We start from the raw sequence: 13,872 nt of genomic DNA on the forward strand, positions 1-13,872 counted from the left end.
ATTCATTTGAATCGTTGTATTTCACTGATAAAAGCTCTAGGCTCTGGTTTTTGAGGTTTTTCTGTGCCAGAGGTGAGCATTTCTCATCTGATGACGGCATTTTACAGGCAATGGGTTAACCCGTGGTTATGGCCACCATAACTGGAGCATAACGGGCTTGCCTCATTCTGAGGTCCATCAGGGTCTGTTCTGCATGAAGAACCCAATACCATCCTCTGTTCACCCTGAGAACATCGACAGGACCCAACACCCTGACTGAAATTCACCTGCAAGGAGCCCGCACATGCGCAGACTTCCCGTGTTTTTGATTCCGCTTTCCCTCGCTCTGGCCGCCATTCCATGGTTGGCCCGTCACGATGCACCTGTCCAGCACACTTTTCAGCCACCCGAGCAGCAAATCAGGGTGCTGCAAAACAACTTAGAAGAGGTGTACCAGAAGACCGTTTCCGCTGCAGTTCGGGTGAACATCGGCAACTCGGGATTGGGCAGTGGATTTTTCATCTCTTCAGATGGGTACATCCTGACGGCAGCCCACGTTGCCCTTGGGGACCCCTCTGAAACCCTGACCGTGACCACCCATGACGGCAAAGACTACACTGCCAAACTGGTTGGCTATGACGAAATTCAGGATCTGGCCCTGCTGAAAGTCAACGGCAAGAACCTCCCGAGCCTCAAATTCGCTGCCCGGACCCCCAGTGTGGGGGACGGCGTGGTGGCCATTGGCAACTCCAGAGGGTCTTTTGATGGGGGCCGTGCAGGTGAAGTCACCGCTCTGGGAGCAAGCCTCAGTGCGTCTTTCCCGACCAACATGGTGGCGTCCAGCATGCCTTTGGCCCCCGGTGACTCTGGAGGTCCGGTCCTCAACCAGAGCGGTGAAGTGGTGGGGGTGAGCACCGCCATCAGCAGTGGTCGAGGGCATTTCAGCAGTTACTTCGTGCCGCTCAAAAACAACAGCAAGATCGTGAGGGACCTGCAGGCTGGTCTGAAAAAATCTGTGCCAGTGATTGGTGTGAGCATTGCCGACGCACGCAGTTATCTGGACACCGCAGGGGCCATGGTGACCGATGTGACCAGAGGGCTCGGGGCACAGAAAGCAGGTCTTCAGGCTCCAGAGGTCTCTGAATTCCGCGATGACTCGGGCCGGATGCGCCAGCAGATCCGTCAGGCGGATGTGATTGTGGCCATCGATGGGAAAGCCGTTCAGGAGCCAGATGATCTGATCGCCGTGTTGCGTGGCAAAAAAGTGGGCGATCAGGTGTCCCTGAAAGTTCAGAGGGGCCAGAGCACCCTGAATGTCAAAGTGACCCTCAGCAACCGGTATGCCATTTGAGCTGGTGTAGCAACATCTGTAGCAACAAAGACGCCCGAAAGGGCGCTTTTGTGTGGATTGAGGGGTCAAATGCTTCAAATGAACAAAATCAATCAAAATTCTCAATGACAAGATTTTTAGCATATTCATTCATAAATCTGCATGTATTTGCATTCTATTCTCACCAAAAGCGCTTTCATTAAGAGAGAATCAAGTCGGCCTGTAAGAATACTTTAATAGCCACAGCAGTATATTGACTTTCGAAAGAGGTCCATTATGCATGCCTATCAGAACAGTGTGGTTGTGAAAACCACCCCTCAGGAACTCTGGGCCTTGTGGGCCAATCCTGCTGGCTGGTCCAGCTGGGACGCCGACATCGAAAAGGCTTCCAGTGAAAGTGTGTTGCGCATTGGCAGCACTGGAAAACTCACCACTGTGCGTGGATCAGAGCACACCTTTAAAGTTCTGCTCTGTGATCCGGGGTCTAGCCTGATGATCTCATATCAGTACAATATGGGTGTAGAACTCAACATCAAACGAAGCTGGGAAAAAGTCAGTGACGGCATCAAGGTCACTCAAGAAGTCACACTGATTGGGCCCATGGCCATCTTCACCCACCGCCTTCGCAAGGAGCAGTTTGTCCAGATGACAAACCAGACCCTGCAGAAGTTGAAAGACCACCTCGAAGGCACAGGCAACAGGCCTGCGCAAGTGTCCGGAAGACCCACCTTCACCTGAAGGAGAGAGCATGAACAACAACACGTTTATCCCGGCAGGCACCCTGGTTCTGTGTCCCAACCTGATCAAAGGCACCGTGCAACGCACCGACGGTGAATATGTGCAGGTGGTTTCTGACGACGCACGTCAAGAGTTCTGGTTTCCGGTCAAACTGCTTTTGCAGTGGAACCCCAGAAACGCCCTCACCGAAAAACCCGAGTGAAAAACCACCCCCAGTTCCAGTGATCCAGAGCGCCGGACAGTGTATCCGGCGCTCTAAATGTTGCTTTCTGAGACAGGCCCACAGCCTGTACACTGGATGGAGAACCCCATGAGCATCCCCCCGGAACACGCCCACCTTGTTGTCTTCAATCCGGCCCATGACCCTGAGCAGCATGTGCAGCAGGCCATGCAGGTGGCCAATGGCCTGCACCAGAGCCTCCAATCTGAAGAGGCACTGGCATTGCTTGCCGGGGTGCGGCAACTGGTGCTCACCGCCGCAGAAGTCCCATTTCCTGAAAGTGCCCTCGGCCGCATCACCCACAAAATGGTGGAGGTCTTGCAAACCCTCAAACGCTACGAAGAGGCCCGCGGCGAACAGTGGACCCTGCTGGGGTTGCAACAGGCTCTGGGCAAACTGGACTGGGATGTTTTGCTGGACGTGTGCTCCACCAGCATTTTGGACACCTCGCTGGACGCTTTTCTGGCAGAATTGCCGGGCCGCATTTCCCTTGATGACCAGAGCACCGCACTGCTGTACAAAGACCTCGGAAATGTGATGTGCTCCCTGAAGCTTTACCCGGAAGGGCTGAGGCTGTTCCAGTTGGGCATGGTGTGCTTGCCGGAAGATGCACCCATCCAGCAAAAAGTGGACCTGCTGAATGGCATTGCCGGGGTGTACACCTGGACCGAACGGTTCAAAGAAGCCCTGCTTGCCTATCAGGAAAACCACCACCTGTACCAGCAGGCCGGGGACCTTCCGGGCCAGATCCAGCAACTGCTCAACATGGCCCAGACCTTGCAAAGCATCCCGCGCATTCAGGAAGCGCGGGCCACCCTCAAAGAGATCATCCGTCAGGCCGAACCTCTGGGCATGGTGCATTTCGTGCGGCAAGCCCATTACATGCTGGCCGGTCTCAAAGGCCTCCCGAGGGCAGAGGCTGCAGGTCACCTGCTGGAATACGCCCGTCTGGAGGTGGCGTTCTCTGGCACCTCTGCCCATGAACCCCTCTTGATGAACATGGAAGTGCGCCAGAACCAGCAGAACTTCGATTTTCAGAAGTCCATGCGCATGGAACTTCAGGAAGCCTACCAGAGGCTCTACGACCTGAATGCCGAACGGGAAATCCTCTACGAGCGCCTCGAAAAACAAGCCGAGGAATTTGAACGCCTTGCCAACACCGATCCTTTGACTGGCCTTCCCAACCGCAGGCTGTTCTTTGCCCATTTTGAACGGGAATTTGGCCGGGTCAAACGCTCCGCTGAAGAGTGCAGTGTGGTCCTGATGGACATCGACCACTTCAAATCGGTCAATGACACCTTCTCCCACAAAACCGGAGATCTGGTGCTCAAAATTGTTGCGGACCTGCTCAAACTGGACCGCAGGCAGGGGGATCTGGTGGCCCGTTACGGAGGCGAAGAATTCGTGCTGTTGCTGCCCGGTGCATCGGCACTCGGGGCAAAACTGGCCTGTGAACGCATTCAGAAAAGGCTTTCCGGTTACCCCTGGCACCGCCTGCTGGACAGGCGCACCATCACCATGAGTTTTGGGGTTTCGGACAGCATGAAACTGGAAACCATCGATCAGGTCCTGATGCAGGCCGATGAACGCCTGTACCGGGCCAAAAACGCTGGCCGCAACCGGATTGTGGGCCCCTGGGAGGACCATGTCTGAAGACCTCACCTATGCCGTGCTTTTGCGCCTCGATGCAGACACCTTACAAGCCGTGACGCCCCTCCACGAACGTTTCCAGAGGTTGCACCCCACACAGGTTTTGATGCCCCCACAGATCGTCATCAAATCTTTTTTCAGGCCGTGTGTGCCTTGTGGCATCCTGATCCAGAGGTTGCAGGTCAGTTTGCAGGATTTTCAGGCGGTGGAAGTGCACCTCGGAGACAAGCGCTGGACCGCCGATGGAAGTTACCTGTGGGATGCCAGCATGCTTCCAGACGGTGAACAGAACATGGCCCTGATCCACCTGAAAACCAAAGTGTGGTCCACAGTCACCTCTCTGGTGTCCCTGTTCTGCGAGTTCACCCCCAACGAACCGTTCAGTTACCGCACCAACAACCCATGGCAACCCGGGGTGCAACTCTGGAGAAGCCCAGACTTGCTGCCAGAGGACCTTCCTCTGCCCTTGCCCAGAACGGCGCGCTGCACGGTCATGGACCTGTACCGGGTGACCCTGCAGGCCGGGTACCCCATCCGTTGGGAGCATGTGGCAGCATTTCCAGCCTTGCAACATCACAGCATCCCCTGAAACTTTTGTGGATGTCCTCACGTACCAACAGGCATGGGCAAAATGAGACGCACCGATTCTCGCACACACGGCAGCACCACCATCGAACTGTATGAGTATGAAACCCTCGGGGGTAATGCCAACATTCACGCTGCCAAGGACCTCTATTACGCTGAAAAGCTCGGCATGCACCTCAAACGCATCAAAGTCACCCTCGGGGGCTCTGATGACCTGATCACCGAAGCCGGAGCCCTGCACTTCATGCGCGGAGACATCCAGATGAGCACCCCGAGCGGAGGGGGACTGGGCGGCTTCATGAAACGTGCCGTGCAAGGTGCAGCCACCGGAGAAAGCATCACCAAACCCCGCTACTCGGGCAGGGGAGAGGTGTGGTTGGAGCCCACCTTCGGGCATTTCCTGATTGTGGAAATCCAGAACGACACCCTTGTGGCAGACCGGGGTTCTTTCGTGTGCTGCACCGGCGGATTGGAAGTCGGGGTGGCCAAGCCCGACGACATCGCCTCGGGATTGCTGTCCGGCGAAGGCCTCTTCCAGACCAAGATTTCCGGCACAGGCATCGTGGTGCTGCAAAGCCCGGTGCCCTACGAAGAACTCGAAGTCATCGAGATGCAAAACGACACCCTGAAAGTGGACGGCAACTTCGCTTTTGCGCGGGTTGGACAATTCAGCATGCGCATCGAGCGTTCCTCACGCAGTTTGCTGGGCAGCGTGTCCTCTGGTGAAGGTTTGCTGCAGGTGTTCCGGGGCTCTGGAACCATCTGGATTGCCCCATCCAGCACCGCCTATGACCGCATGTCCGGTCTGGGTGTGGTGGCGGCCACCAAATAAACCTCAAATCAACTTCAACCCGCAGGATAAGCGCAAAGTCGCTGTCGGGCAATGCCAACAGACAGAGCCATCAGCCGTCAGCCAGAAGGAAAGTTTTCTGGCTTCCTTTTGAGCTGAAAATCCGAGTGGCTTTCATTTTGCATCCTTGTGCCTTGCCATTGTGGAAAGCAAAAGACTCTGCACCAGCTTTTTGCTGAAAACAGATGACTGACTCCTGACCGCTTTTTCAAATGACATGCCAGAAGTCAGACTTTGTGCTGACCCTACATCAAACAGAGCATGAAAACCCCCAGAGTTTGAGGCTCTGGGGGTGCTTTTTGCGGGGTCAGAGGTCTCTGGTGTCTGGTGCAATGTTGGGTTCAAGGGGGTTTTTCTCCACCACCAGTTCTTCTCGGGCCAACTCGATGGGCACGCTCAGGTGGTCGACCTGTTTTTCCTTGAAGATTCGCACCTCTTCGGATTTGACCACTTTTTTGCCGATTTCGGCGTCCTCACGGTAGATCTCGATTTCCATGGTTTCGCCGACTGGCAAATCCACATCGAACATCCGCACATGGGGATTGCCCGAGACCGTTTCAATCACCAGCACTTCGGTGACCAGATCGATGGTGACGGTTTCCTCGCGGACCCGGCGTTCCCGGCGCACCCGGACCTGCCCGAGGTGTTCGCGGGAAATGTTCACCTCTGGGACCTCTTCCCGGAGTTCGAGGGTGCCCACCAGGGTTTTGATGCGGTCTTCCTGAACGGAGGTGTTCTGTTTGGTGCTCTGGATGGTGTGCTGAAAAGAAGTGGTCTGGTCGATGGTTTCGACCCGGCCTTGCTGCTGACTGGCCGTGCTGTGGGCTTCTGCCGATCCAGAACCCATTCCGGTTCTGGCAGACACGATGATGTTCTGGTTTTGATCTTCAGGTTTGGAATCAGGCATGGTTTCCTCAAGGGATGCAAGTGAAAGTCTCTGGTGCCCATGGACACCACAAGCTGGATGATGTCCAGCATAGGCAAAACCTGACCTGCTTTTTGTGGGAAATCCTGAATTGTGTGCGTTCCCCAAAGGCTTCCCTTCAGAGGTCTTCCAGAGGCAACTGCACCACTGCGGTGATGCCCTGTGTGGGATTGTTTTCCAGCCAGATGTGCCCTCCGTGCTGCTCCACAATCCATTTGGCAATCGGAAGCCCGAGGCCGGTCCCTCCGGGGTCCTCTCCACGGTGGCGGCTCTGGTCTGCACGGTAAAACCGTTCAAACACCCGTTCCAGGTCCTGAGGGGCGATGCCCACCCCATCGTCTTGCAAGCGGAATTCCGCCACCTTGCCTTTGTGGACCAGAGAACCCCGGATGTATCCCCCTGAGGGGGTGTACTTGATGGCGTTTTCCAGCAGAATCAAAAAAAGCTGTTTCAGGCGGTCGGTGTCGCCATACAACTGCATCTCATCCACCTGCCCGAGGGCAATGTGATGTTTTGCACTCACCCGTTCCATGTCTTTGAACACCGAGCGCAGGACGCCATGCAGTTCCACCTCTTCTTCATTGAAGGCGAGGCCACTGTCTCCTCTGGCAAGGGTGAGCATGTCGTTCACAAGCCGACCCAGACGGGTGGCTTCGCGCTGCACATCCGAAATGATCTCCATCTTTTCGGGCTCGGGGATGTTGCGGTGACGGATCATGATGTCGAGGTTGCCCTGAATGGCGGTCAGGGGGGTGCGCAGTTCGTGTGCAGCGTCGGCCACAAAGCGTTTTTGCACCTGCATCAGGTTGCGCAGCTCGGATTCCCGTTCGTGCAGGGCTTCTTCAGCCATTTTGCGGTCGTGCATTTCGATGCACCCACCAATGAACCCCAGAAACGCTCCAGAGGATGAGAAACGGGGCACCCCACGGGCCAGAATCCAGCGGTACTGTCCGTCAAAGCGCCTGAGTCGGTACTCGATCTGGAAGGCTTTTTGCTGTTCAAAGTGGTGATGGTACACCTGCAAGTAGCGTTCCACATCCTCGGGGTGCACCAGTTGGGTCCAGCCATAACCTGCGCTCTGTTCTGCACTCTGGCCGGTGAATTCCAGCCAGGTGCGGTTGAAGAAGGTGCGGTTTCTCTGGTCATCGCTCATCCAGATCAGGATCGGGACGCTGTTGGCCACATCGCGGAAACGCTGTTCGCTCTCGTTGAGGGCCTGCTCAATCCGGTGGCGCTCGGTGACATCCAGAGCCAGACCCAGCACCAGCAGGTCCTCTGGGGTTCTGGAGAACAGGGTGTACTTCACAAAAAACCAGCGCCAACTGCCGTCTTTGTGCTGAAAGCGGGCTTCGGTTTCCAGCACATCACCAGAGTTGAGGGCTTCCATCTGCTGCAACAACTGCAGGGTTTTGCGCTGGTCTTCAGGGTGCACGATGGACACCACATTGCCCAGAGACAGGTCCGAGACCTCCTCGGGTTGGTATCCGAGCACTTCGGCCATGTGCTGGTTGGAGTAGACCATGTGCTGCTTGCGCAGGTCCAGCAGGTAAATCCCCACCGGAGCAGATTGCATGATCCGTTCCCTGAAAATCTGGCTTTCCTGAAGGACCCGGTCTGCGGTTTTCTGTGCGGTGATGTCCTGAATGGTGGCTCCCACCCCGAGCGGTTCCCCGTGGGGGGTTTTGACCGGGAAGTAATTGACCAGCCAATCCTGAATGGGGCGCCCCATCCCCTCAGGCATGTTGTATTCGATGTCCAGCACGGCTTTTCCGGTTCGCAGAACCTCCTGAAGTTCTTTTTCAATCACCTTGCCAAACAGTGGAAAGCGCAAAGTGGGGGTGGAGCCCATGAAGTCCTCTGGTCGTGCGTTCAGCATGCGTGCCATGGGCTGGTTGACCATTTTGAATGTCAGCTGATCGTCCAGAAAAGCCAGACCCACCGGAGCATTGTGAACGATGGCTTGCAGCAAGGCTGCGGTCTCCTGATGCTGCACCACCAACTGGTCCTGTGCTTTTTGCAGGCGGTGCCTGAGCAAGGCCAGAGCCATCTGGCGTGCAATGTTGTCAATCACCGACAGGTCCTGTTCGGTGACTTTGCGGTTCCCTTCAAAGCCGAAGTACAGCACCCCGAGCACCTGTTCCCGGTGGGCAATCGGCAAAATCACCAGCACCGAGGCGCGGATGTCTTGCACCACATCCTGCAAGTGGGGAAACTGCTTCAGGAGGGCATCTTTGCTTTGCATCACAAAGGGTTTTCCTGTGCGCGCAACCTCAGCCACCGGATGGTCGGCCTGCAAAGCAATTTGCTGCATGTATTTTTGTGCGGCTTCGGTGGTGTTCAGGGAATGCACCAATTGCAATGTGTGCTGGCTCTGGTCTTCCTCCAGCACAAAAACCGCTCCGGTCATGGCGTCCAGCAAACGGGTGCCCAGAGAAAGCACCCGGTCACACATGTTCAGCACATCGGTGGCTTCCAGCAGGGCCTCTGAAATGTTGAGCAAGGCCGAAGTGTACTTCAGGGTCTCGTTGCTCTGGGCCCTTGCCAGATGCTCATGCAGGATCAGGCGCTCTCGGGTGTGGAGTTGCTGTTCTTGCTGCACCATTTCGGTGATGTCGGTGCCGATCACCAGAGCCCCCAGCACTTCCCCCTGTGCAGAGCGCACCTGACCGCCCTGAAAGCGCAGAATGCGTTCAGGCAAACCGGGTGGACGCACCATAACCACATGGTTTTCCACGTGCTCTCCCTGCAAAGCGCGGTACAGGGGGACTTCCTCGGGTTGCAGCATGCGTCTGCCGTCCGGGGTGTACAGGTGAAATGCCTCGGGCCACACCGGGTAAGGCAGATGCTTCATGTCCTGTCCATGGATGTGGCGGATGGTGGAATTGAAAGACACCAGCACACCCTGTGCATCACACACCACCAGACCTTCACTCATGTGGGACAGCAGGGCCTGCTGGAATTCTGGCCTCTGTCCAGCAGCAGGCAAGATCCGGTCCACCAGACGCTCCAGAGCAGGCAGCACCAGTTGCAAAGCTTCTTTCAGGCGGGCATCCAGAGGTTCACTTGCACCCACCCTCAAGGTGCCTCTGGACAGTTTCAGCACCTGCATCACCTGCTCTGGGTCTGCTTTTGGTTCAGGTCCGATGCGGATTTCTGGATGGCCCAGCATGAAGCACCGCAGCCAGAGGCCGGGTGCCACAGGTTCAAAGGTGGTGTGCAGGGTGTTTAAAGCGGTCTGGAGGTTGGGGGCATGTTCAATCTTTTGGCTTAGCACCACCAATTGAGACAGCGAAAACACATCCTGATGGGGTGGGTGCCTGTCCATGTTCTCTCAGTCTAGTCACCAGAGGGACCGGTGCAAAGGGTTGCTTCAGACTGCCTTCAGTTCAGCGTTCTTCGATTTGTCTGCCTGTCCGGGCATCCCCTTCAAGTTCCCCTTCCACATCCGGGGTGTCGGGCAGAGGGGCAGGGTTCCCGCCAGCAGGGGTGTTTCCAATTCCCGGTGCATGGTCCGGCATCGAAAGACCACCCTGTGAAGGGTTGTCGGCGGCTGGAATGCCAGAGGGATTTTCCATGTCAGGACGGTCGATGGGCATGGGTTCAACTCCTTTTTGCAAAACTGCGTTTGAGATGGAAGCATCATCCCTGCTCTGGAGGTCCAGTTCTGCCAGAAAACCAACAGTTTGCCTGTGGGTTTTGAATTCAGCTTCATGAAACCTTGGGAGTTCATTGGACAGCAAGCAGACCCGTGTGAATCCTTACCTCATGAGAAAAAAGCGCTTCTTACAATCAGGCCATGAAAGAGGTCCACACTGCACCCACCAGAACCCAGAAACTGCTCCCGGTGTTCAAAGACGCTTTTCAGGCGTTCAAAGAAGACGATGTCCCGAGAATGGCGGCGGCCCTGGCCTACCATACCATTTTTGCCATTGGCCCTTTGCTGCTGCTGGCGGTGGGCATTGCTGGCCTGTTCCTCAGCCAGACCGACATTGAAAACAGCATCCAGCAACAGGTGGGAGCCCGTTTCGGATCGGATGCCATTCCGGGTTTGCAAGACTTCCTGAACGGCACCCAGAGCTCTGGGGTTGGGGCCACGGTGTTTGGATCCTTGCTCCTGCTCTGGACCGCCTCCAGCCTGTTCGTGCAGATCCAGACCACCCTCAACAAAATCTGGGAGGTGACCCCCCAGAAAACCACTTTCGTCAAAATGATTCTGGGTCGCCTGATTGCTGCCCTGATGACCCTCGTGCTCGGGGCCGTCATCGTGGCTTTTCTGGGCCTGAATGTTTATTTGACCGTGCAAACCGAGGACCTGTTCAACGGTTCGGTGGTCCTGAACGTGCTGCTGAAACTGTTCACGGTGCTCCTCAGCATTGGACTGTTCACGGGCCTTTTCATGCTGCTGTACCGGTATTTGCCCAACATCAAACTGGACTGGCAGGATGTGAAATTCGGCGCGTTCAGCACCGCGGTCTTGTTTGTGCTCGGGCAGTACCTGATCAGCCTGTATCTGGCGAACTTTTCGCCCGCAGGCAGTTTTGGTGCAGCAGGGACTCTGGTGGTGTTCATTTTGTGGGTTTACCTGAGTGGTCAAATCTTCTTTTTTGGTGCAGAGGTGACCTGGGCCTACAGCCACCGTTACGGCACCATCGCCCAGAAAGCGAAAGTGCTGGAACCCGAGGTGCAGCCCAAAACCCCTGTGGTCCGTCCCACATCTGAAAAACCTGCCCTGCAACTCCTGATGCAGGTGATCAGTGGAGGAATGGGGTTGCTGGGAGGCATCCTGATCACTGCCCTGACCTTCCCCATTGCTCTGGTGGTGGGACTGTTCAAAATGGTCAAAGGTCAAATTCGAAAATTGACCACATGACCTACAAATACAGGCAAAAGGCCAGAGTTGTATGCTCTGGCCTTGTTTGATTTATGGGGTGTTCTGATGCTCCACCCACGTTCTGTGGTAAATCCAGATGCACAGCAGGTTGTAACCGATCAGGATCATCCAGTTGATGGCCTCTTCCAGAGCCCCCACCCTCGGGGCTGTACCACTGGTGAACATCAGGAAGGCCCAAAGCACATAAAAGAACAGGAAGGGGAGTGCAAAATGCTTTTTCCCTCTTGGAGCAAAAAGAAATCCCAGACCATTGAAAAACACACACGTCAGCAAACCCATCCAATACATCAAAACCTCAGAAAAAGTATTCTTGCATAATCTGTGTGATTTGACAAGATTTCATGCGGATTGTCGTGAAGCTCCATTTCGATTTGATGCGCCAGAATGTGTTGTTTTGAGAAACCCATAAAGAGACATTTCGTTCAGTCTGAAAGCCCATGTGGATTTACATTGAGAAAGTCAAACCAATCAAAACGGGCCTTTTTCAAAGGCTCGGGAAGGATCATCATGACTCAACGCATATCCGCTGTATTTTCCCGTCAGGACCAGGCTCAGGATGCCGTCAACGAATTGAAAACCCTGGGTTTGTCGGACCAGCAACTTTCCTTCATCGCCCGCCAGAATGGAGACACCGCCACCGCTGGCACAGGCGCAGACATGAACCATGACGCCCACGACGATGGCAAAGGGGCCGCCCGTGGTCTGGCTGTGGGTGTCAGTGCCGGAGCCCTGTTTGGTCTGGCTGCCGCCCTGATTCCCGGTGTGGGACCCTTCATCACTGCGGGCTTTCTGGCCACCTCTCTCGGTGCTGCTGCTGGCGGTGCTGTTGCCGGAGCCATCGTGGGTGGTGTGACCGGAACCCTCGCTGGTGCACTGGCAGATGCCGGTTACGACCGCACAGAAGCCGAATTCTATGAAAGAACCATCAACGAAGGTGGTGTGCTGGTGGCTGTGGATGCCCCAGACCACATGAACCGCGATCAGATTGTGGACGTGCTCCGCAAGCACGGTGGCACCATGCAAAGCAGCACCTCTGCCGACTACGTGGGCCGTCAGGAACAGAGCCAGAGCACCCTGGGTTCCGGAATCTCTGGTCAGGGCAGCCTTGCTTCCAGCATGGCTGGCAACATGACTGACAACAGAGGCGACACCATGGGCGATGCTGCTGCAGACCACCGTGCCACCGGATCCCACACCCATCTGGGACAGGTGGGCCATGACCAGCACGACACCAGCCACTCCGGGCGTCCCCGTCTTTACCCTCTGGATGAAATGGTCAACACCCATGACCGGGACATGAATGGCGTCTACAATCCGGTGGGTCAAACGGTTTACGGCTCTGGTCGTGAACAGGTGGGGACCGTGCATCAGGCTCTGGCACAGGAAAGTGGCCGCATCCGTTACCTGCTGGTGGATGTGGGCAACTGGGCAAGCAACAAGATCGTGGCTGTCCCTGTGGGCCTTGCCCGCATTGAAGACGACGGGGTGTACTTCGACACCCTGACCCGCGATCAGGTGCAAAACCTGCGCGCTTACACCCCCGGACAGGAATTCACCTACGATGCCCAGCTTGCCGATGAAAGCACCTGGCTGCATCCCGGCAATGAAGCCCACGCTGGCACCGAGAACTCTGCCCTGCATCGCCACACCAGCGAAAGCCTGTACCAGAGCCCCACACGCCTGCAACTCCTTGAGGAGCGCCTGTTTGTGGACAAAGAGCGTTATGTGGCTGGCAGCGTGGAGGTCGGCAAACGGGTGGAAACCCGCACCGAGAACGTGAATGTGGACCTCGAGCGTGAAGAAGTGGTGATTGAACGCCACAGGGTCACCGGCGAGCGTCCCGTGGAAGGCAACGTGACTCTGGGTTCAGACCGTGAAAGCATCCGTGTGGACCTGGAGGCTGAACGTGCTGATGTGGAAAAACGGGCTTACGTGACCGAAGAAGTGGAGGTGGGCAAACGCACCGAAACCGAACGCCAGAGTTTCACGGAAACGGTGGGCAAAGAAGTGCTGGAAGTGAACAAAACGGGTGAGGTGGATGTGCGTGCCGACCAGACCGCGACCGGTTCCTTGCGGAGCAGCACCAGTGACCTTGAAGATGACCTGAACCGTCGCTCTGAAGACAGCACCACCCAGAGCACCCTGCGTGACGATCAACTGGGCCGCAAATAAGCCCCTGATCTGAAGAACTGAAACCAGAGAAAGCCGGGAATGACCCGGCTTTCTCTTTTGCGGCTCTGGTGATGGTGGAATTCAGTCGGTGACCAGCAGGTTGTGTTTGTGCAGGATTTTTTGCAGGGCTGTGTTGCGGGTGTGTGGGATCAGGCAGACCCATCCGGTGTCCAGTGTGCCCTGTTTGCGCAGCAGGTACAGGGTGTGGGTGTAACTGCCTGTGACTTTCTGCAGGATTTCAGATTCCAGAGCGAAAGGAAATTGTGAAGCACTGACCTGCAAGAAAGCCGTCAAGTCAATGTCAAACAGGCGCACTGCACTCATCAGGTTTGAGTTTTGGAAAGGCATTTCTTTTGGGCCAAAAGCGTAATACAGATCTGCAATGGAACACAAAGCCTGTGCAGCCTGAGCATCCACATGGGCAATGCTCTTGCGTTGTAAAGTGCCAAGAGGCCGATTGCTGTCTCCGGGAAATTGCAAATTGAGGCCGTGCATGGTCAGAGTGTAAGCAGGAAAACTGAAATGGAGCCCC

The 13,872-nt window shown here is 55.9% G+C and carries 13 protein-coding genes; 8 read left to right on the forward strand and 5 right to left on the reverse strand.

Translation table 11 applies throughout. The features are described 5' to 3' along the window. The first annotated feature begins 283 nt into the window (after nt 1-283). The 6 genes from Q371_RS13925 to Q371_RS13950 all read left to right on the forward strand — a co-directional run bounded on the left by Q371_RS13925 (nt 284) and on the right by Q371_RS13950 (nt 5,334). Nucleotides 284-1,330 carry a S1C family serine protease gene (locus Q371_RS13925; RefSeq protein WP_034341621.1) on the forward strand — a complete coding sequence of 349 codons (1,047 nt, stop codon included), beginning with the start codon at nt 284-286 and terminating at the stop codon, nt 1,328-1,330. 255 nt (nt 1,331-1,585) lie between these two features. After that, nucleotides 1,586-2,047 carry an SRPBCC family protein gene (locus tag Q371_RS13930; RefSeq protein WP_034341623.1) on the forward strand — a complete coding sequence of 154 codons (462 nt, stop codon included), beginning with the start codon at nt 1,586-1,588 and terminating at the stop codon, nt 2,045-2,047. A 10-nt stretch (nt 2,048-2,057) separates the two neighbouring features. Then, nucleotides 2,058-2,249 carry a hypothetical protein gene (locus Q371_RS13935; RefSeq protein ID WP_034341624.1) on the forward strand — a complete coding sequence of 64 codons (192 nt, stop codon included), beginning with the start codon at nt 2,058-2,060 and terminating at the stop codon, nt 2,247-2,249. A 108-nt stretch (nt 2,250-2,357) separates the two neighbouring features. Beyond that, nucleotides 2,358-3,920, forward strand: coding sequence for a GGDEF domain-containing protein (locus Q371_RS25795; protein ID WP_051964392.1), 1,563 nt, complete (start codon nt 2,358-2,360; stop codon nt 3,918-3,920). After that, complete coding sequence (locus Q371_RS13945) at nt 3,913-4,506, forward strand: hypothetical protein (protein WP_034341625.1); 594 nt, start codon at nt 3,913-3,915, stop codon at nt 4,504-4,506. Before Q371_RS25795 ends, Q371_RS13945 begins: the two co-directional genes overlap by 8 nt. Before the next feature lie 33 nt (nt 4,507-4,539). After that, a complete protein-coding gene (locus tag Q371_RS13950) occupies nt 4,540-5,334 on the forward strand; it encodes an AIM24 family protein (RefSeq protein ID WP_034341627.1) in 795 nt (264 codons plus the stop codon). A 325-nt stretch (nt 5,335-5,659) separates the two neighbouring features. Here Q371_RS13950 and Q371_RS13955 read toward each other — a convergent pair whose 3' ends face one another. From Q371_RS13955 to Q371_RS27050, 3 genes are all read right to left on the reverse strand, one after another. Then, complete coding sequence (locus tag Q371_RS13955) at nt 5,660-6,259, reverse strand: DUF2382 domain-containing protein (RefSeq protein WP_034341628.1); 600 nt, start codon at nt 6,257-6,259, stop codon at nt 5,660-5,662. Between the two features lie 136 nt (nt 6,260-6,395). After that, nucleotides 6,396-9,602 (reverse strand): PAS domain S-box protein, encoded by a 3,207-nt coding sequence (locus Q371_RS13960; protein WP_034341631.1) that lies wholly within the window; start codon nt 9,600-9,602, stop codon nt 6,396-6,398. A gap of 61 nt (nt 9,603-9,663) precedes the next feature. Next, complete coding sequence (locus Q371_RS27050) at nt 9,664-9,873, reverse strand: hypothetical protein (RefSeq protein WP_157442706.1); 210 nt, start codon at nt 9,871-9,873, stop codon at nt 9,664-9,666. 200 nt (nt 9,874-10,073) lie between these two features. Here Q371_RS27050 and Q371_RS13970 point away from each other — a divergent pair, with 200 nt between their 5' ends. Continuing rightward, nucleotides 10,074-11,147 carry a YihY/virulence factor BrkB family protein gene (locus Q371_RS13970; protein ID WP_051964395.1) on the forward strand — a complete coding sequence of 358 codons (1,074 nt, stop codon included), beginning with the start codon at nt 10,074-10,076 and terminating at the stop codon, nt 11,145-11,147. A 51-nt stretch (nt 11,148-11,198) separates the two neighbouring features. Here Q371_RS13970 and Q371_RS13975 read toward each other — a convergent pair whose 3' ends face one another. Beyond that, the gene (locus Q371_RS13975; RefSeq protein WP_034341633.1) at nt 11,199-11,456 is read right to left on the reverse strand and encodes a hypothetical protein; all 258 of its coding nucleotides are present in this window, start codon (nt 11,454-11,456) and stop codon (nt 11,199-11,201) included. A gap of 219 nt (nt 11,457-11,675) precedes the next feature. On the opposite strand from Q371_RS13975, the gene Q371_RS27900 reads away from it, so the two are divergent. Continuing rightward, nucleotides 11,676-13,340, forward strand: coding sequence for a PRC and DUF2382 domain-containing protein (locus tag Q371_RS27900; RefSeq protein WP_245618343.1), 1,665 nt, complete (start codon nt 11,676-11,678; stop codon nt 13,338-13,340). Nucleotides 13,341-13,421: 81 nt separating this feature from the next. Here the strand turns inward: Q371_RS27900 and Q371_RS13985 are convergent, their stop codons facing one another. After that, a complete protein-coding gene (locus Q371_RS13985; protein WP_157442707.1) occupies nt 13,422-13,835 on the reverse strand; it encodes a hypothetical protein in 414 nt (137 codons plus the stop codon). Between the last annotated feature and the right edge of the window lie 37 nt (nt 13,836-13,872).

Source organism: Deinococcus misasensis DSM 22328 (genome assembly GCF_000745915.1).
Taxonomy (GTDB): Bacteria; Deinococcota; Deinococci; order Deinococcales; family Deinococcaceae; genus Deinococcus_C; species Deinococcus_C misasensis.

What these genes read in the sequence shown, in the direction of transcription:
- Q371_RS13925 (WP_034341621.1), top strand. Translation starts at nt 284, where the DNA reads ATGCGCAGACTTCCCGTGTTTTTGATTCCGCTTTCCCTCGCTCTGGCC.
- Q371_RS13930 (WP_034341623.1), top strand. Translation starts at nt 1,586, where the DNA reads ATGCATGCCTATCAGAACAGTGTGGTTGTGAAAACCACCCCTCAGGAA.
- Q371_RS13935 (WP_034341624.1), top strand. Translation starts at nt 2,058, where the DNA reads ATGAACAACAACACGTTTATCCCGGCAGGCACCCTGGTTCTGTGTCCC.
- Q371_RS25795 (WP_051964392.1), top strand. Translation starts at nt 2,358, where the DNA reads ATGAGCATCCCCCCGGAACACGCCCACCTTGTTGTCTTCAATCCGGCC.
- Q371_RS13945 (WP_034341625.1), top strand. Translation starts at nt 3,913, where the DNA reads ATGTCTGAAGACCTCACCTATGCCGTGCTTTTGCGCCTCGATGCAGAC.
- Q371_RS13950 (WP_034341627.1), top strand. Translation starts at nt 4,540, where the DNA reads ATGGGCAAAATGAGACGCACCGATTCTCGCACACACGGCAGCACCACC.
- Q371_RS13955 (WP_034341628.1), bottom strand. Translation starts at nt 6,259, where the DNA reads ATGCCTGATTCCAAACCTGAAGATCAAAACCAGAACATCATCGTGTCT.
- Q371_RS13960 (WP_034341631.1), bottom strand. Translation starts at nt 9,602, where the DNA reads ATGGACAGGCACCCACCCCATCAGGATGTGTTTTCGCTGTCTCAATTG.
- Q371_RS27050 (WP_157442706.1), bottom strand. Translation starts at nt 9,873, where the DNA reads ATGCCCATCGACCGTCCTGACATGGAAAATCCCTCTGGCATTCCAGCC.
- Q371_RS13970 (WP_051964395.1), top strand. Translation starts at nt 10,074, where the DNA reads ATGAAAGAGGTCCACACTGCACCCACCAGAACCCAGAAACTGCTCCCG.
- Q371_RS13975 (WP_034341633.1), bottom strand. Translation starts at nt 11,456, where the DNA reads ATGTATTGGATGGGTTTGCTGACGTGTGTGTTTTTCAATGGTCTGGGA.
- Q371_RS27900 (WP_245618343.1), top strand. Translation starts at nt 11,676, where the DNA reads ATGACTCAACGCATATCCGCTGTATTTTCCCGTCAGGACCAGGCTCAG.
- Q371_RS13985 (WP_157442707.1), bottom strand. Translation starts at nt 13,835, where the DNA reads ATGCACGGCCTCAATTTGCAATTTCCCGGAGACAGCAATCGGCCTCTT.